The sequence below is a fragment of the Pseudomonas sp. AC172 genome, from assembly GCF_979258595.1.
This window is the reverse complement of sequence record NZ_OZ409868.1, coordinates 5,067,569-5,084,714: the sequence shown is the minus strand read 5'-3', so window position 1 is coordinate 5,084,714 and position 17,146 is coordinate 5,067,569. Positions and strand designations below refer to the sequence as shown.

19 protein-coding genes and 1 pseudogene are annotated in these 17,146 nt (G+C 60.2%); 13 read left to right on the top strand and 7 right to left on the bottom strand.

Annotated features, from left to right (window positions below; all coding sequences use genetic code 11):
- Positions 1 to 5 precede the first annotated feature (5 nt).
- Positions 6 to 179: an LPS translocon maturation chaperone LptM gene (gene lptM / locus ACZ0A4_RS23055; RefSeq protein WP_007911098.1), complete on the bottom strand. Its 174-nt coding sequence runs from the start codon at positions 177 to 179 to the stop codon at positions 6 to 8.
- Between the two features lie 285 nt (positions 180 to 464).
- Here lptM and cyaY point away from each other — a divergent pair, with 285 nt between their 5' ends.
- The 3 genes from cyaY to rnk all read left to right on the top strand — a co-directional run bounded on the left by cyaY (position 465) and on the right by rnk (position 1,574).
- Positions 465 to 797: an iron donor protein CyaY gene (gene cyaY / locus ACZ0A4_RS23050; protein WP_160059870.1), complete on the top strand. Its 333-nt coding sequence runs from the start codon at positions 465 to 467 to the stop codon at positions 795 to 797.
- Between the two features lie 4 nt (positions 798 to 801).
- A complete protein-coding gene (locus ACZ0A4_RS23045) occupies positions 802 to 1,026 on the top strand; it encodes a DUF1289 domain-containing protein (protein WP_463576478.1) in 225 nt (74 codons plus the stop codon).
- A 128-nt stretch (positions 1,027 to 1,154) separates the two neighbouring features.
- Positions 1,155 to 1,574 (top strand): nucleoside diphosphate kinase regulator, encoded by a 420-nt coding sequence (gene rnk, locus ACZ0A4_RS23040; RefSeq protein WP_223026484.1) that lies wholly within the window; start codon positions 1,155 to 1,157, stop codon positions 1,572 to 1,574.
- A 7-nt stretch (positions 1,575 to 1,581) separates the two neighbouring features.
- On the opposite strand, the gene ACZ0A4_RS23035 is transcribed toward rnk, so the two are convergent.
- The 3 genes from ACZ0A4_RS23035 to ACZ0A4_RS23025 form a co-directional block, all read right to left on the bottom strand.
- Positions 1,582 to 4,425, bottom strand: a complete 2,844-nt coding sequence (locus tag ACZ0A4_RS23035; protein WP_463576477.1) for a class I adenylate cyclase — start codon at positions 4,423 to 4,425, stop codon at positions 1,582 to 1,584.
- 183 nt (positions 4,426 to 4,608) lie between these two features.
- Positions 4,609 to 4,854 carry a TIGR02647 family protein gene (locus tag ACZ0A4_RS23030; protein WP_008084565.1) on the bottom strand — a complete coding sequence of 82 codons (246 nt, stop codon included), beginning with the start codon at positions 4,852 to 4,854 and terminating at the stop codon, positions 4,609 to 4,611.
- Positions 4,855 to 5,114: 260 nt separating this feature from the next.
- A complete protein-coding gene (locus ACZ0A4_RS23025) occupies positions 5,115 to 5,399 on the bottom strand; it encodes a hypothetical protein (protein WP_038359149.1) in 285 nt (94 codons plus the stop codon).
- 123 nt (positions 5,400 to 5,522) lie between these two features.
- Here ACZ0A4_RS23025 and ACZ0A4_RS23020 point away from each other — a divergent pair, with 123 nt between their 5' ends.
- Positions 5,523 to 6,182, top strand: a complete 660-nt coding sequence (locus ACZ0A4_RS23020) for a glutathione S-transferase family protein (protein ID WP_463576476.1) — start codon at positions 5,523 to 5,525, stop codon at positions 6,180 to 6,182.
- A gap of 126 nt (positions 6,183 to 6,308) precedes the next feature.
- Here the strand turns inward: ACZ0A4_RS23020 and argH are convergent, their stop codons facing one another.
- Positions 6,309 to 7,703: an argininosuccinate lyase gene (argH, locus tag ACZ0A4_RS23015; RefSeq protein WP_007911110.1), complete on the bottom strand. Its 1,395-nt coding sequence runs from the start codon at positions 7,701 to 7,703 to the stop codon at positions 6,309 to 6,311.
- 336 nt (positions 7,704 to 8,039) lie between these two features.
- Between argH and ACZ0A4_RS23010 the strand changes: the two are divergent.
- The 8 genes and pseudogenes from ACZ0A4_RS23010 to rsd form a co-directional block, all read left to right on the top strand.
- Positions 8,040 to 8,180: pseudogene (locus ACZ0A4_RS23010) on the top strand (sensor histidine kinase); the annotation flags it as partial.
- A complete protein-coding gene (locus tag ACZ0A4_RS23005) occupies positions 8,177 to 8,923 on the top strand; it encodes a LytR/AlgR family response regulator transcription factor (protein ID WP_007911111.1) in 747 nt (248 codons plus the stop codon). The pseudogene ACZ0A4_RS23010 and the gene ACZ0A4_RS23005, both read left to right, overlap by 4 nt.
- Positions 8,924 to 9,060: 137 nt before the next feature.
- On the top strand, positions 9,061 to 10,002 hold the full coding sequence (gene hemC, locus ACZ0A4_RS23000) for a hydroxymethylbilane synthase (protein WP_463576475.1): 942 nt from the start codon (positions 9,061 to 9,063) through the stop codon (positions 10,000 to 10,002).
- Complete coding sequence (locus ACZ0A4_RS22995) at positions 9,999 to 10,760, top strand: uroporphyrinogen-III synthase (RefSeq protein WP_463576474.1); 762 nt, start codon at positions 9,999 to 10,001, stop codon at positions 10,758 to 10,760. The genes hemC and ACZ0A4_RS22995 overlap by 4 nt, the downstream gene beginning before the upstream one ends.
- 16 nt (positions 10,761 to 10,776) lie before the next feature.
- Positions 10,777 to 11,919 carry a uroporphyrinogen-III C-methyltransferase gene (locus ACZ0A4_RS22990; RefSeq protein ID WP_463576473.1) on the top strand — a complete coding sequence of 381 codons (1,143 nt, stop codon included), beginning with the start codon at positions 10,777 to 10,779 and terminating at the stop codon, positions 11,917 to 11,919.
- The gene (locus tag ACZ0A4_RS22985) at positions 11,916 to 13,154 is read left to right on the top strand and encodes a heme biosynthesis HemY N-terminal domain-containing protein (RefSeq protein WP_463576472.1); all 1,239 of its coding nucleotides are present in this window, start codon (positions 11,916 to 11,918) and stop codon (positions 13,152 to 13,154) included. The genes ACZ0A4_RS22990 and ACZ0A4_RS22985 overlap by 4 nt, the downstream gene beginning before the upstream one ends.
- A 218-nt stretch (positions 13,155 to 13,372) precedes the next feature.
- The gene (locus tag ACZ0A4_RS22980) at positions 13,373 to 13,924 is read left to right on the top strand and encodes a disulfide bond formation protein B (RefSeq protein ID WP_463576471.1); all 552 of its coding nucleotides are present in this window, start codon (positions 13,373 to 13,375) and stop codon (positions 13,922 to 13,924) included.
- Positions 13,925 to 14,107: 183 nt separating this feature from the next.
- On the top strand, positions 14,108 to 14,566 hold the full coding sequence (gene rsd / locus ACZ0A4_RS22975) for a sigma D regulator (RefSeq protein ID WP_141125895.1): 459 nt from the start codon (positions 14,108 to 14,110) through the stop codon (positions 14,564 to 14,566).
- A gap of 59 nt (positions 14,567 to 14,625) precedes the next feature.
- Here the strand turns inward: rsd and ACZ0A4_RS22970 are convergent, their stop codons facing one another.
- Complete coding sequence (locus tag ACZ0A4_RS22970; RefSeq protein WP_463576470.1) at positions 14,626 to 15,291, bottom strand: FKBP-type peptidyl-prolyl cis-trans isomerase; 666 nt, start codon at positions 15,289 to 15,291, stop codon at positions 14,626 to 14,628.
- A gap of 192 nt (positions 15,292 to 15,483) precedes the next feature.
- Here ACZ0A4_RS22970 and ACZ0A4_RS22965 point away from each other — a divergent pair, with 192 nt between their 5' ends.
- On the top strand, positions 15,484 to 16,665 hold the full coding sequence (locus tag ACZ0A4_RS22965; RefSeq protein WP_463576469.1) for an AlgP family protein: 1,182 nt from the start codon (positions 15,484 to 15,486) through the stop codon (positions 16,663 to 16,665).
- Here the strand turns inward: ACZ0A4_RS22965 and ACZ0A4_RS22960 are convergent.
- On the bottom strand, positions 16,662 to 17,123 hold the full coding sequence (locus tag ACZ0A4_RS22960) for a TIGR02444 family protein (protein ID WP_463576468.1): 462 nt from the start codon (positions 17,121 to 17,123) through the stop codon (positions 16,662 to 16,664). The genes ACZ0A4_RS22965 and ACZ0A4_RS22960 overlap by 4 nt on opposite strands.
- Positions 17,124 to 17,146 lie beyond the last annotated feature (23 nt).

The window sequence follows — 17,146 nt, the reverse complement described above, 5'->3', positions numbered from 1 at the left end:
ATCCCTTATTGGTAAACGTCGTGCTTGTGTGCTTTGGACGGCTGCTTCTGCGAAGACTGGGCTTGCTCGGCCGGGTCCTGATCGTCATCCGGCAGGTACAGCGGGCCTTTTTGACCACAGGCCGAAACGAGACAGGCAACCGCGACGAGCGCAGCAAGGGAAGAGATCAGGCGCTTCATGGCGAAATCCTTGAAAATGCGTTAATTGCGCCGGAGTATACCGGCCACCCGGCGGCTTGCCTATGCGATGGGGTTCCCGTCCGGCGGGGCTCTCTAAATGCACCAATATCCCTGTGGGAGCGAGCCTGCTCGCGATTGCGGCGGGTCAGCCAGCAATAATGTCGAATGTGCCGGCCATTCGCGAGCAGGCTCGCTCCCACAGGTCGTTAATCTTTGCAATCGGCCGGCAGCGTCCGTATCTTTCGGCGCTTGTGCCTGATCAGAACATTTTTTGAGGTTGCCGCAATGAGTTTGTCCGAAGCCCGTTTTCACGATCTGGTCGATGAAACCCAGGAAAAACTGGAAGACATCTTTGACGAAAGTGATCTGGATATCGACATGGAGAACTCGGCGGGTGTGCTCACCGTCAAGTTCGAAAACGGCTCGCAGCTGATCTTCAGCCGCCAGGAGCCGCTGCGTCAGCTGTGGCTGGCGGCGGTGTCCGGTGGTTTCCACTTCGACTACGACGAAGAAAGCGAGCGCTGGATGTGCGACAAGAGCGAAGAGCAATTGGGCGAAATGCTCGAGCGCATCGTCCAGCAGCAGGCCGGCGCCGAATTCGACTTCGAAGGTCTGTGATTCCGTGACTGACACCGCTCCTGTTCGTCCACCCAAGCCGCTTTACAGCAACATCAGCCCGGCCGTGTCTTCGCCGTGCAGCGGCGTGTGCCGACTGGACGAACAAAAGGTCTGCCTCGGCTGCTTCCGCCATGTCGAAGACATTCGCGAATGGCGTTCGGCGGACGATGAGCGGCGACGGGTAATTTGCGCGCAGGCGTCGCAGCGCAAACAGTGCGCCGGGGCGTGACTTGTATATTTTTTGAGCTGTGATAGTGTCCGAACACGCCTCAACCCATCGAGGCCTGGTGAAAACCCCGTCTTTTTTGGCGGGGTTTTGCTTTTTTTGTGTGCAGAAGAAAGGAGTCTGCCCGGATCATGACCGCACCTTCCATCACCCTTACCCGTCTGGACGTGCAACGTCTGGAACGCTTGATCGACAGCCTGAACGATAAAGACCAGGCTGCGCCGGGCGTGATTGCGCTCCAAACCGAGCTGGACCGCGCCGACACTGTGGTCGGTCACGATGAAGTGCCCGCCGATGTCGTGACGATGAATTCCCGTGTGCATTGCCGCGAAGAAGGCAGTGGCAAGGATTATCACCTGACGCTGGTCTATCCGAAGGATGCCAACGCCGATGAAGGCAAGATCTCGATCCTTGCTCCGGTCGGCAGTGCGCTGCTGGGCCTGAAAGTCGGTCAGCACATTGACTGGCCAGCACCGGGTGGCAAGACCCTCAAACTGACCTTGCTCGAAGTCGAATCGCAGCCGGCCAATGGCGGTGATTTCCGCGAGTAACCCGCCCTCAGACCTGTTCGAGTGCCTCGTTCAGGGCGCGTTCCAGGTCAGCCTTGTAGCGCAGATACAGGTTGCTTGAACTCTGCCCGTCACCGAGCAGGCCCGAAAGGTCGAGGTCGGTGATGTAGCAGCGATAGCGTTCGCTCTCGCGGCGCTGCTCGACGATCTCCCGGGCGACCACGCTGAACAGCTGGTCGCCATGTTCCAGTTCGCTGAATTCCCTTTGATTGCAATACAGGGTGACCTGCACTTCGCCCGGTGCGGCTTTACCGACAATTGCCTGCACGTCATAGAACGGCTTGTTCACCGGCGTCTGCGGTGCCGGCCGCGCTTCGACCCGGCGCGCGCGCGCCGGACCCGAAGGCAATAACTGGTAATACAAAGTGTCGAGGCGGCCATCGGGACCGGCGTCCATCGGTAGCACGGCTTCGCGGCGGAACAGGATCGATTGCAGGAAGCGCTGCAACGGCACCAGCAAACTCTGCTCGTCGTGATAAGGCAAATGCTGCTGCCACAGTGCGTTGAACTCATCCAGCACGTACAGCTCAGCCCGCTGCTCGGTGATCCGGTAGAACACCTGAATGCACTCCGGCTGGCCCATCGGCAGGATCAGCGCGAGGTCATGTTCCTCCAGCGCCATTGGGTCCAGGTGTAGCGGGCTATAGCGCGGCTGCTCTTCCCCGAGGTAATCGAGCAGGGCCGGCAGGGTGGCGAGGGCGACATGGTTGACCTGGCCCGGCACCAACTCCAGCACGTGATAGTGCTGCTGCACCTGAATCAGGTAGCGGTGATTCAACTCGCTGAGCAACAGGTTCTGCGCGGTGTCGACGATTTCTTCGACGCGACGGGCAATGAATTGCGCGCGGTTGTGGCAAAAACAACGCACCTTCAGCGACGGCTGCAGCGGCCCGCGCGGCAGATTGTTGAGGTAATCGCGCAGGCAATCGAGCAGGGCGTGCGGGCCGTCGAAGCGGTTGACCAGCACTTCGTTCCAGCTATTGAGCGTGACCTGATCCAGCGTCAGCACGAGGTTTTCGCGCACCCCGGCGTAACTCAGCGAGTCGGTGCGCTCGGTGGTCATCAGGATGTTCAGGTCGCGGTGATGTTTGAGCGGATCAATACCGACGTTGACCAGAATCAGTACTTCGCTTGGCACCGCGGCACGTAGCAGCGGCTCCTCGGCGACTGTAGGCAAGGGCAGGGCGATGCACTGTTGCAGGCTGCCGAGCAGGTTGAACAGTTCGAACTCGCTCAGGTCGCTGGTGCCGGGATGCAAAGCCAGGCGCGTGCTGCTGTCGATCACGCCGTTGCGGTGGCACCAGGTCAGCAGTTCAAGCAATTCGCGGCTGCGCTTGATCGGCGCGAAGTGTTCCCATTCCAGTGCGGTGAGGCTGCCGTTGTACAGGCCCCACTGGGTCTGCCCCGGTTCCTTTTTGTTGCGCGACTGCACCAGGGTCAGGGTGTCTTCGGCCAGATCCGGGGCGATGCCGGGATTGATGAACTCGACCTTGTCGGCCTTGCGTTCAAAGGCTGCGTAGAGCCGGCGGCCGAGCACATTGAGGTCGCGCTTGTTGATCAGGCTGACGGTCTGCTCGGTTCGGGCGAACTGGGTGAGGAAGCGATAGCTGTAGTTCAGCTCATTGACCAGCGCCCGGCGCTCGGCGCTGACCTGACGGACTTTCCACTGGCTGCGGCTATCGAGCAGCGTCAGTTGCCGCTGGTCCCAATGCCATTCGCTGGCCAGCCGCTCCAGCAACGAACGTTGCCAGCTCTGGGTGCGGCTGTTGCCGGTGAGCTTGCGGTTGACCTTCAGATACAGCGCGCGGCGCACCAGTTCAAGCCGTTCCGGCTCGTTGCGCGCGGTGAGGTACTCCTCGATGCGCCGGTAAACGACCATGTACGGATCCAGTTCGTCCAGATCCAGCTGGTTGGCGAATACGGCTTTTTTGAAGCGCAGGCTCAGACACTGCACCTGTGGGTGTTCGCTGGCGTAAACCTCGGTCAGCAGCAGTTTCAGCACAGATTTGTACGGCGATTCGATGCCTTTGAACAGCTGCCATAACCCGGCGCCGATGAACTCCCCCGGCGGAATTGTCGCCAGATGACCGAGATCCAGGGTTTCGTCGGCGCGAATAAAACGCTTCGACAGCAGGGTGTGGGTGTAAAGGTCGTAGGCGGTTTCTTCGTAGACCGGCACCAGCCACCAGATGGGTGTGCGCCCGGCCAGCCAGATCGCGGTGCGGTAGAACTCGTCCAGCAGCAGATAGTGCTGAGTGGTGCCGCAGTTTTCCGAGCTGAGCTGGGTGTCGCGTTCGCCTTTGACGAAGCGCACCGGGTCGATCAGAAAGAAATGGGCCTCGGCGCCCTGGCTCGCTGCCCAGGTTTCGAGTAACTGACATTTCTTGCTCAATTCGGCGAGCTCGCTTTCGCTCAGGTCCGGCGCGTGGCAGACCCACACGTCCATGTCGCTCTGATCGGCCTGCGCCAGTGTGCCAAGGCTGCCCATCAGAAACAGACCGTGGATCGGGCGCGGTGGATTGCTGCCGTGGCGCGGCTTGTAGGAGAACGAACGGGTCAGGCGCTGGGCTTCGGCGAGAGTGTTGGCGTCCGGCTCGTAATTCGACAGGCCGGCCGGCGTACTCCCCGAGACATAGCCCGGCAGCAGCGGATGGTTGACGTGGAAGAACAGCGGTAACAGCGTCAACACACTTTGTTGGCGCGTCGACAAACCTTCGAGGGCGCGGCCGAGGCGGCCTTCATTGAGTTTGAGAAAACGCGCGCGCAGCTGGTTGAGGACCTTGCGGTCGATACCTTCGTCCAGGTCGGGGCGGATTTCGTGGGTGCGCGTCATGTCAGCTCAAACCGGCTCGCAGGCTCGGACGTAGAGGGTCTCGGAATGTCAGGCAGTTTAGCCTTAGCGCAGCGGGACGTTTAAGCTGAATTTGTTTTTTGACGTCAGATTTCTATCGGGGGCGACCGGGCAGGCCCGCGGAAATCCCGTGGCAGGAGTTCCCGTGGGCAAAGTCAGGGGGGATCAGGCGGTTTCTTGCTCTCTCAGAATGGTCAGCACTGTTTGCACATTTTGTGCGGCGTCGCGACCGAGGCTGGTCAGATAACCGCCGTCGGGCTGATCGGTCAGGTCTTTTTCAAAGAGGCGTTTGGCGGCAGAAATATGTTTCGGGGCAGCGGTCTGATGAATTTTCAAACCTTCCTGGGAACTGTCCAGGGGAAAGAGTGCGAGGACTTCCAGTTCGGCAACCAACTCAGGGGTAAGCGACATAAGGACTCCAGACTTTCTAGGAATTGGACGACAGCGTCCCTAAGGTGAACCCGCTTTTGCGGCATGTCCAGTGCTCAGATCAGGGATTTTGTCTTGAGGCGGATTCCAGTGTAGTCGGGGCTCAGGCGCAAGGCGGATAGATGGGTGACAAATTGTGTGGGAGCGAGCTTGCTCGCGAAAGCGGTGTGTCATTCACCCAATAAGTTGACTGATAAAACGCCTTCGCGAGCAGGCTCGCTCCCACAGGGGGAAATGTGTTGTTACTGCTTTTCCGGTGGCAGCTCTGGCAGTGCGCGCAGCGCCGCTTCGTACCATTCAGTATCAAATGCGCGGTCTTCATCGAGCATCGCGTCAATTTCGTAGGCCAGCACGTGCGCCATCAGATTGAGGATCTCTTCACGCTCGACACCCACCAGTGTCAGCTTGTTGAAGGTCGCTTTGGCCGCTGGCGGGTTGTCGCTTTCGATCTGGTTCTCGATGGCTTCGATCAAGGTAGCCTCGGTGAACTCTTCTTCGTCGTTGTCGATGTCTGTCGGCTCGCTCATGGCAGGCTCCTCATGGAAAGGCGCCAGTTTACCCGTATTCAGCGGGGTGATGCTGCTGGCGCGATTCGCCTGCACGATCTATAAACAGGCCCTGCCCACCCCGCACGGCCTGGAGGCTATGTGATGCTCAAACTCTACGGATTCTCTGTCAGCAACTACTACAACATGGTCAAGCTGGCGCTGCTGGAAAAAGGCCTGCCGTTCGAAGAGGTCACGTTCTATCCGGCGCAGACCCCGGAATCTCTGGCCATCAGCCCGCGCGGCAAAGTCCCGGTGCTCGGTGTGGACGCCGGTTTCATCAACGAAACAGCGATCATCCTCGAATACCTCGAACAAACCCAGAAAGGCACGCCGCTGCTGCCAGGCGATCCGTTCGAGCGTGCGCAGGTGTTGGCGATTGCCAAGGAAATCGAGCTGTACATCGAGCTGCCGGGGCGTGCCTGTTATGGCGAAGCATTTTTCGGCATGACCTTGCCGGAGGCGATCAAGGAAAAGACCAAGACTGAATTGCAGCTGGGTTTTGCAGCGCTGGGTCGGCACGGCAAGTTCGCCCCGTATGTGGCGGGCGACAGTCTGAGCATTGCCGACTTGTACTTCCTCTACAGCGTGCCGCTGGCCTGTGCGGTCGGGCAGAAACTGTTCGGAATTGATTTGCTGGAGCAGATGCCGCAGGCGAAGGCGCTGCTGGAGCGGCTTGAGCAGAATCCGCATGTGCAGAAGATTGCGGCGGACAAAGAAGCGGCGATGCCGGCGTTTTTGGCGATGATCGCTGCCAAGAAGTAAGTTATTTGCTGTTCTGAAGATCGACATTCGCGAGCAAGCTCGCTCCCACAGGGTTATGCGCTGAAACACGATTATGTGTCCGACGCAAACCTGTGGGAGCGAGCCTGCTCGCGAAGCTTTTGGCTTTTAGCGGCTGGCGATCAACGCCTGACCGCGAACTACAGCAGCCTTGACCTGTGCCGGCGCAGTGCCGCCGATATGATCGCGGGCATTCACCGAGCCTTCCAGAGTCAGCACGGCAAACACGTCCTGCTCGATCTGGTCGCTGAACTGGCGCAGTTCTTCCAGGCTCATCTCGGCCAGATCCTTGCCAGTGTCCACGCCGTACTTCACCGCGTGGCCGACGATTTCGTGGCAGTCACGGAACGGCAGGCCACGGCGTACCAGATAATCCGCCAGATCGGTCGCGGTGGAGAAACCACGCAGCGCCGCTTCACGCATGATCGCGTGCTTCGGTTTGATCGCCGGGATCATGTCGGCAAAGGCCCGCAGCGAGTCGCGCAGGGTGTCGGCGGCGTCGAACAGCGGCTCTTTGTCTTCCTGGTTGTCCTTGTTGTAAGCCAGCGGTTGGCCTTTCATCAAAGTCAGCAGGCCCATCAGTGCGCCGAATACGCGGCCGGTCTTGCCACGCACCAGCTCTGGCACGTCAGGGTTTTTCTTTTGCGGCATGATCGAGCTGCCGGTGCAGAAACGGTCCGGCAGATCGATGAACTGGAACTGCGCGCTGGTCCACAACACCAGCTCTTCGGAGAAGCGCGACAAGTGCATCATCGCGATGCTCGCGGCCGAGCAGAATTCGATGGCGAAGTCGCGATCGGAAACGTTGTCCAGCGAGTTGCCGCCGACGGCGTCGAAACCCAGCAGTTGCGCGGTGTATTCACGGTCGATCGGGTAGGTCGTGCCGGCCAGCGCGGCGCTGCCCAGTGGCATGCGGTTGGTGCGCTTGCGGCAGTCGACCAGACGCTCGTAGTCGCGGCTGAGCATTTCGAACCAGGCCAGCATGTGGTGCCCGAACGTCACTGGCTGCGCGGTCTGCAAGTGGGTGAAGCCGGGCATGATGCTCGCGGCTTCACGCTCGGCTTGCTCCAGCAGGCCTTTTTGCAGGCGGGTGATTTCGGCGAGGATCAGGTCGATCTCGTCACGCAGCCACAGGCGGATGTCGGTGGCGACCTGGTCGTTGCGGCTACGCCCGGTGTGGAGTTTTTTACCGGTGACGCCGATGCGGTCGGTCAGGCGTGCTTCGATATTCATGTGCACGTCTTCGAGGTCGATGCGCCAGTCGAACTGGCCGGCCTCGATTTCGCCCTGAATGGTCTTCAGGCCATCGATGATGCTGTCGCGCTCGGCATCGGTCAGCACGCCGACCTTGGCCAGCATGGTGGCGTGGGCGATCGAGCCCATGATGTCGTGGCGATACAGGCGCTGGTCGAAAGTGACGGAGGCGGTGAAGCGGGCGACGAAGGCGTCGACGGGTTCACTGAAGCGGCCGCCCCAGGACTGATTGGTCTTGTCAGTGCTCATGAATTCGCTCGTATCGGCTTGAAGAAAGAAGGCGTGAAACGCTGGCGCGGATAATAACAGGGTTGCCCAGACTGTCGCTGACACCGGTCGATACGTTTTTTTCTCATTGTGTGCGCCATAGTCGGCGCTGAACCCGGGGGATTTGCGCAAGGATATTTTTCGATTGAGCAATATCGGCCCGACGAGCGTCTACAGTAGGACATAAGGGTTGGCGCGACTGCAGATCGCGCAAAGGTCTGGCCGCCGACTATAAGAAGAGGGGGGTGGGTGTAATTGTCCTTCGGCAATCCCCGTGAGAAACGCAGGAAACAGCGGGCTTTGAGCAGTACGACCCGGACACTGGCAAATATTGCTGGCCGACGTACGGCACTTTTTGGCGCTCGGGCTAGTCTTAGCGTGGATCGCGGTGACGGACGTCACTTCACCTGTCTACGCTATCCTTGTGCGAGACTCACGCAGGAATCCAGCGCAATATGAATGTCCTGATCGTTGATGACGAACCACTGGCTCGCGAGCGCCTCAGCCGAATGGTGAGCGAGCTCGAGGGTTATACAGTTCTGGAGCCCAGCGCCACGAATGGCGAGGAGGCGTTGGCACTGATCGACAGCCACAAACCGGATATCGTGCTGCTCGATATCCGCATGCCGGGCCTCGATGGCCTGCAGGTCGCTGCCCGTCTGTGCGAACGCGAAACGCCGCCTGCCGTAGTGTTTTGCACCAGCCCCGATGAATTTGCCGTGGAAGCCCTGCAGGCCAGCGCCGTGGGCTATGTGGTGAAACCCGTGCGAACTGAACATCTGCATGACGCCCTGAAACGGGCGGAACGTCCCAACCGGGCGCAACTCTCGGCCCTGACCCGTCCCGCTGCTGAAAGCGGCACCGGCCCGCGCAGCCACATCAGTGCGCGCACCCGCAAAGGCATCGAACTGATACCGCTGGATCAGGTGGTTTACTTCATTGCCGACCACAAGTACGTGACCTTGCGCCACGAGGCGGGCGAAGTGCTGCTGGACGAACCCCTCAAGGCGCTTGAAGACGAGTTCGGCGAACGCTTCGTGCGTATCCACCGCAACGCGCTGGTCGCCCGCGATCGTATCGAGCGTTTGCAGCGCACACCGCTGGGGCATTTCCAGCTGTTCCTCAAAGGGCTCAATGGCGATGCGCTGATTGTCAGTCGCCGGCATGTGGCCGGTGTGCGCAAGATGATGCAGGGCCTGTAACCCGGTCATTCCGGACGGCTCCAGCCCCTTTTACCGGGCATTGCAGGCCAGGGAGGCCGCGCCGACTCTGATTCAAGTCAAAGTGGATTTGGCTGAGCTGTTATTATCCGCCGTATCTATTCAGTACGGATTGATCCATGTCCTCTCGCGAAATCCGCATCGCCACCCGTAAAAGTGCGCTGGCCCTCTGGCAGGCCGAATACGTCAAAGCCCGTCTGGAAGCGGCCCATCCGGGCCTGCTGGTGACGCTGGTGCCCATGGTCAGTCGCGGCGACAAGCTGCTCGATTCGCCACTGTCGAAGATTGGCGGCAAAGGTCTGTTCGTCAAGGAGCTGGAAACCGCGCTGTTGGAAAACGAAGCCGACATCGCCGTGCATTCGATGAAAGACGTGCCGATGGACTTCCCTGAAGGCCTCGGCCTGTTCTGCATCTGCGAGCGTGAAGATCCGCGTGATGCGTTCGTTTCCAATACCTATGCCAGCCTTGAGGCATTGCCTGCCGGCAGTATTGTCGGCACGTCGAGTCTGCGTCGTCAGGCACAGTTGCTGACCCGTCGTCCGGACCTGCAAATCCGCTTCCTGCGCGGCAACGTCAACACCCGCTTGGCCAAGCTCGATGCTGGCGAGTACGACGCGATCATCCTCGCTGCGGCTGGTCTGATCCGCCTCGGTTTCGAAGATCGCATCACCTCGGCGATCAGCGTTGATGACAGCCTGCCGGCCGGTGGCCAGGGCGCGGTTGGCATCGAATGCCGCAGTGCCGACACTGAAATCCACGCTTTGCTCGCACCGTTGCATCATGCCGATACCTCATCGCGCGTGACCGCCGAACGTGCTCTCAACAAACATCTGAATGGCGGCTGCCAAGTGCCGATCGCTTGCTACGCCGTGCTCGAAGGCGAGCAGTTGTGGTTGCGTGGTCTGGTCGGCGAACCGAGCGGTGGCAAGCTGCTCAGCGCCGAAGCGCGCGCGCCACGTGCCGATGCCGAGGCATTGGGCGTGCAGGTGGCCGAAGACCTGCTCAGCCAGGGCGCCGACGATATTCTCAAAGCGGTGTACGGCGAGGCAGGTCACGAGTGACCGGTTGGCGCCTGCTGCTGACGCGCCCTGCGGAAGACTGTGTGGCGCTGGCGCAGACGTTGGCCGAGCAGGGCGTTTTCAGTAGCTGTTTGCCGCTTCTGGACATTGTCGCGCTGCCGGTCTCTGCCAAAATTCGCCAGGCGATTGCGCGGTTGCCGCGTTGCAACGCGGTGATCGTGGTCAGTAAACCGGCGGCGCGCATTGCGCTGGATCTGCTCGGTAATTCGTCTTCGCTGACGATGCCTTGGTTCAGCGTCGGTGCAGCAACCGCGCAGATTCTTAGCGATCATGGTCTGGACGTGAGCTTCCCTGCGGATGGCGATGACAGCGAAGCCTTGCTGCAATTGCCGCGTCTGCGTGAGGCAGTCAGCCACCCCGGCGCGCAGGTGTTGATCCTGCGTGGTGAGGGCGGCCGCGAGTTGCTTGCCGAGCGCCTGCGCGAGCTTGGTGCTAGTGTCGAGTATCTGGAATTGTATCGACGCGACTTGCCAGCCTACGCCCCGAAGGAACTGCCACGGCGGATCGAAGCGGAACGCTTGAACGGGCTGGTGGTCAGCAGTGGACAGGGTTTCGAGCACCTGCGTCAGATGGCCGGCGATACCTGGCCGACCATCGCGCCGTTGCCGTTGTTTGTTCCAAGCCCAAGAGTCGCCGAGCTGGCACGTGCCGCCGGGGCTCAAACAGTTGTGGATTGCCGCGGCGCGAGTGCCGCGGCTTTGCTGACGGCGCTACGGGAGCATCCCGTACCCGTTTTCTAATGCAAAGGATGGATACGTGAGCGAAACAGCCTTGCCAAAAGATGACGTCCAGCCTGTGATTGAAACCCAGGTTGAAACTCCACCGCCGGCCACAGAGCCGCGCCGAGGCAATGGACTGGCCATCGTCGCCTTGTTGCTCGGCGCTGCCGGCGTCGCGATCGGTGGCTGGGGTGTCTGGCAGGTCCGTCACCTGCAGACCAATACTCAGCAGCAATCCGGTGAAGTGCAGGCATTGAACGATCAGGCGCAGAGTCTGAAGCTCAATGAGCAGCGTCTGACCGAGCGCCTCGCACAACTGCCGGGTGCCGACGAACTCGCTGATCGCCAGCGTCTGGTCACGCAACTGCAGGGTGATCAGCAGCGCCTCAATCAGCGTCTGGAAACCGTCCTCGGGGCGAGCCGCAAGGACTGGCGTCTGGCCGAGGCCGAGCACCTGTTGCGTCTGGCCAGCCTGCGCCTGTCTGCGTTGCAGGACATCAGCAGCGCTCAGGCGCTGGTGCAGGGCGCTGACGAAATCCTCCGAGAGCAAAACGATCCCGGTTCCTTCGCCGCTCGCGAGCAAGTGGCGAAAACCCTGGTGGCGCTGCGCAGCACGGCGCAACCGGATCGTACCGGTCTGTTCCTGCGTCTCGGCGCATTGCGTGATCAGGTCATCGACCTCACCGAGCTGGCGCCGGAGTACAAGGATCGCGGCGAATCACTGCTGGGTCTGACCGCGGACGGCGACGGCGCCAGTCGTTGGGCGCAGTGGTGGGATAAGGTCTCGCGCTACATCCGTATCGATTTCAATGCCGACAAGAATGTGCGGCCGCTGCTGGCCGGGCAGAGCCTGAGTCAGGTACGCCTGGCCCTGAGCCTGGCACTGGAGCAGGCGCAGTGGGCTGCGCTCAACGGGCAGGCGCCGGTCTATACCCAGGCGCTGGCTGAGGCGCGTGATGTGCTCAAGGGCAATTTCAACCCGGACAATCCGCAAAGCAAAGTGATGCTCGAACAGGTCGCCGAGCTGAGCAAGGAACCGGTCACGGTCACGACACCGGATCTGGCTGGCACGCTGAGTGCGGTGCAAGCCTATCTTGAGCGGCGCAACGTCAACGCCGAAGAGTCGGTGAAGCCCTTCGCCAAGCCTGCGGCCAACACTGCGCAGGAGATCACGCCATGAAACGCCTGTATGTGATCGTGTTTCTGGTGATCGCGGCGACGGCGGCACTGGGGCTGGCGATTGCCGAGCATTCCGGTTACGTGCTGGTGGCCTACAAGAGCTTCCGCTACGAGTCGAGCCTGTGGGCGACACTGGCGGTGATCGCAGTGGTGTGGCTGCTGATCTGGGGGATCAAGGCGCTGGTTGAATTGGTCATGACCTCCAGCGGTGTGGTCAATCCATGGTCACGCCGCAACCGCAGTCGCCGTGTCCAAGTGGCGATCGAGCACGGCCAACTGGATCTGGCCGAAGGTCGCTGGGCCAGCGCTCAACGGCATCTCTATCGGGCGGCTGAAGCCGAGCGTCAGCCATTGCTGTACTACCTCGGCGCTGCCCGCGCGGCCAATGAGCAAGGCAATTACGAAGAGTGTGATCGTTTGCTGGAGCGCGCACTGGAGCGTCAGCCTCAAGCAGAGCTGGCTATCGCTCTGAGCCATGCGCAGTTGCAGACTGACCGTGGCGATACCGACGGTGCCTTGGTGACCCTGCAAGCAATGCATGATCGCCATCCGCACAATGCACAGACGCTGCGTCAGTTGCAGCGCTTGTATCAGCAGCGTGGCGAATGGTCGGCAGTGATTCGTTTGCTGCCGGAGTTGCGCAAGGACAAAGTCCTGCCGCCGGCTGAACTGGCTGAGCTTGAACGCCGCGCCTGGGGTGAAAACCTCTCGCTGGCCGCACAGCGTGAAGAGGACGGAACCGTTGGCTTGCAGTCGCTCACGCGCGCCTGGCAGCAACTGACCTCGGCGCAGCGTCAGGAACCGCCGCTGGTGTTGGCGTACGCCGAACAGTTGCGTCAGTTGGGCGCTCAGGTGGAAGCAGAAGAAGTGCTGCGCACTGCCCTCAAGCGCAAGTACGACAGCCATCTGGCCCGTCTCTACGGACTGGTGCGCGGTAGCGATCCGGCGCGTCAGTTGCAAACCGCCGAAGGCTGGCTGAAGGATCATCCGAACGATCCGAGCTTGTTGTTGACCCTCGGCCGACTGTGTCTGCAAACCAGTCTGTGGGGCAAGGCACGGGATTATCTGGAGAGCAGCCTGCGTGTGCAGCGTAATCCGGAAGCCTGTGCGGAGCTGGCGCGCTTGCTCGCACAATTGGGCGATACCGAACGCAGTAATCAGCTGTTTCAGGAAGGTCTGGGTCTGCTGGACGAGCGCCTGCTGGCCGCACCGTTACCGGTTCCGGCTCACGTCTGAAGTGGCGAGGGAGTTCGCTCCCTCGCTTACCTTTTGTGGCTGAAATTTCTGCTTCAGTCAGCGCTTGCGGAAAATTCCTACGGCGAACTACACCAATTCCTCTCGAACCTGTCGGGTTTTCCCTACACCTCTGGTGAACTGTCGGCAGGGCCTCGCCTTGAAAGGCTGACACGCTTTCCTCTACCGTAACTGCCTGTCTCTACTGTTACGGAAAAGCCATGTCGTTGGCCTGCTCACGCTCCTTGTTCTTCATGGCTTTCACTGCGGGGGCCTTTGCTCTGGGAGCTTCTTATTATCTTGAATATGCTGTCGGTCTGACGCCGTGCAACCTGTGTCTGGTGCAACGCCTGTTTATCACGCTGCTGTGCGTATCCAGTGGTGTGGCGGCGGTGCACGGCCCCAAACGCGTCGGATTGTGGTTCTACTGGTTGTTGACCCTGGGTGCGAGCCTGGGAGGCACCACGGCTGCCTGGCGGCAGGTATTGATACAGAGTGACCCGGTGCTGCAACTGCTTGATTGCGCGCCTGCCCCCGAGACATTGTTCAGTGGTCTGCCCTGGATCTGTGCCTTGCAAAGAATGTTTAGTGGCGGTGCCGATTGTGCGGAAATTTCCTGGACGCTGTTCGATCTGAGCATCCCGGAGTGGAGCCTGCTGTTCTTTGTCGCTGTCTCGATTCTGGCGGTGTATCAATTGCTGCGGCTGGTCTGGAGTGCTCTGCAACGACCGCTCAGCGGCGAAGCGTCGCACCCGGTGCTGGTGCGGGATTAAACACTTGTATGAACTTTATCTCCTGCGTACCTTGAAGCCATAGGCGTGCGGGCATAATCTGGCCCGCACGTGTCATTGGATTTATGTTGCTCGATGACGCTCTGCCCGGCCGACCCCCAAGGCAAAATCAAAAGAGGGGCGCGGGTGTAGAGCAGCATGACCCACAAGGGAAGAGAGATCGCCATGCTCGAAAGTTGTCAGAATGCTCAGGAACGTTGGGGTGGAGTTCATCTGCTGATCGACCGCTGGTTGCAGGAGCGTGAAGATCTGATCGGTGCCTACGACAAACTCGGTGCGCAGCCTGAGTCGCTGGCCGAGAGCCGCAAGCCTTTGCAGGAATTCTGCGGCGTGCTGGTCGATTACGTCTCGGCCGGGCACTTCGAAATCTACGAACAGCTGACTGGCGAAGCCAAAGCGTTCAACGACAAACGTGGTCTCGAACTCGCCGAGACGATCTATCCGCGCATCGACGTCATCACTGAAAAACTGCTCGCCTTCAACGATCTGTGCGATGAAGGCAAGTGCGTAGCCGAGAAGTTCAAGGAACTCGGTGGCCTGCTGCACGAGCGCTTCGAACTCGAAGACTGCCTGATTGAAGTGCTGCACACAGCCCACAAGGAAGAAGATCCGGTTCAGGCCTGATCCCGAACCTGATCAAAAAAAACGGTGCGCCCGAAAGCGCACCGTTTTTTATTGCCCTATCAACTCGTCGCGCCACGCAATTCCACTTCAAACACCAGCGGCGTGAACGGTGCGATCAGGTCACCGGCACCGTCGGCGCCATAGGCCTGATCCGAAGGAATCACCAGACGCCATTTCGCCCCGACCGGCATGTTCTGCAGTGCGGTGCGCCAGCCGGCAATCACACTGTCGAGATTGAACCATTGTGGCTGCGTGTTCTGATCGAACACTGTGCCGTCCGGCAGTCGACCGACATACAGCACCTGCACTTTTCCGTCCGGTCCGGCCTTGGCACCGGTGCCTGACGTCAGCTCGGTGAGCAGGATGCCATCGGCCAATTCCTTAACGCCGGGTTTGGCTTTTTCTGCGGTGAGAAAGCGCTGTTCGTTTTCCATCGCGGCGTCGCTCGAAGGCTGTGCCGAGTGCTCGGCATTCTGCGCTTCATGATCGGCCAGAATCTGTTCGATACGTGCTTCGCTCAACGCCAGCGGCTTGCCTTGATAGGCTTGTTGCAAGCCATCGACCAGTGCTTGGATCTGCAGCTGCGGGACTTCCTGACGCAGGCGTTCACCGAGGCTGGCACCGAGACTGTAGGCCAGATCGTGAGCATCGTTCGCGGTGGTTTTTTCGTCAGCGTGAGCGGCCGAAACAAGCATGCAGAGGGATAAAAAAAAGTAGCGCGACATGGGCACACTCCGTCCTGAGATGCGGTGGATTATGCCAGCGCGAACGTCTGCAACGGTGAACTGCTTTTGCCTTCGCGCAGAACATTTTCGATTCGGTGCAACGCAACGCAATCGATACTGTCAAGATGCCCTAGCGGCGGTAACTGCAGAGGTCTAGTATGAGCCGCACTCACGTCAGCCAGGAGGTAAACCATGTCGGCCACCAAGAAGCCTGTAAACACTCCGTTGCACTTACTCCAACAACTCTCGGGCAGCTTGCTCGAGCATCTGGAAAACGCTTGCTCCCAAGCCTTGGCTGATGCTGAAAAACTGCTCGCCAAACTGGAAAAGCAACGCGGCAAGGCGCAGGAAAAACTGCACAAGTCCCGCACCAAATTGCAGGACGCAGCTGCCGCCGGCAAAGCCAAGGCACAAACCAAAGCCAAGGGCGCAGTGAAAGAACTGGAAGACCTGCTCGATGCCTTGAAGGATCGTCAGTCCGATACTCGCAGCTACATTCTGCAACTCAAGCGCGATGCCCAGGAAAGTCTGAAACTGGCTCAAGGTGTTGGTCGCGTTCAAGAAGCCGTGGGTAAAGTATTGTCCACCCGCGCAGCCAAACCGGCAGCGGCGCCGGCGAAGAAAGCAGCTGCCAAACCTGCTGCTGCAAAAGCTCCAGCAAAAACCGCAGCCGCCAAGCCTGCTGCAAAAGCTGCTGCTAAAACCGCTGCCAAGCCAGCTGCAAAAACACCGGTGAAAGCCGCTGCAAAACCAGCTGCAAAACCAGCTGCAAAACCTGCAGCGAAGAAACCTGCTGCGGCGAGCGCTGCAAAACCAGCGGCTAAAACCACGGCGGCAAAACCTGCTGCGCGTACTGCCGCTGCCAAGCCGGTTACCCGTGCCGCCGCTGCTAAACCAGCCGCCAAAACAGCTGCAGCAAAAGCTGCTCCAGCGAAAACCGCCGCTGCCAAAGCTGCCGCAAAACCTGCTGCTAAAACTGCTGCTGCAAAACCAGCTGCCAAGACTGCCGCTAAACCAGCTACAAAAGCACCAGCAAAAGCTGCTGCCAAACCAGCCGTGAAAACCGCCGCCAAACCGGCAGCCAAGCCCGCCGCTAAACCGGCTGCTGCTGGCAAACCAGCGACTGCTGCTGCCAAGCCTGTTGCTGCAAAACCAGCCGCCAAGCCAGCTGTAAAACCAGCCGTGAAAAAGCCAGCCGCTGCCAAACCAGCTGCCGCTAAACCGGCTACCGCGCCTGCCGCTAAGCCTGCCGCACCGGCAGCGTCGACTGCGCCATCGGCACCTGCTCCAGCCGCAACTACCTCGACGCCATCGACTGCGCCATCGCCAGCCGCTGTGTCGAGCACCAGCAACAACCCAACCAGCGCTTCCTAAGCGCGGGTAGCCGCGACGCGCAGCACTTGCAGCGCGTCGCGGTTCGGGTTGGCCGCCTTGCCGGCCAAACCTTCAAGCCAGGTCATCGCACCTGTGTCGTTTCGCGTCCATTCCTGTGCAACACCTTCCAGCCGTGACAGCAACGTTCGCTCAGCTTCCAGCTCGAGTGATTTGATCTGCTCGCGCATACCTTTCAACACCGCGTCATCCACCGCCCGCGTTTTCCATTGCATGCGCAGTGTTCGCAGCGGCTGCACCACCTCGGTATCCCACGGAGTGGTCAGCGCCTGAAGCGCATTGATGCGTTGTTCATCGCAGGTCACCCCGCGTTGTTCCAGCCATAAGCCGCACAACAGCAGGCACACATTCGCGCCCGCCGTTTGCAGTTGCAGGCAGGCATCTTCCACGCCCGGTCGGGCGTAGGTGGCAAGGGAAAAGCTCCACAGGTCAGAGGACATCGTGCTACTCGCGCCAGTTGTGA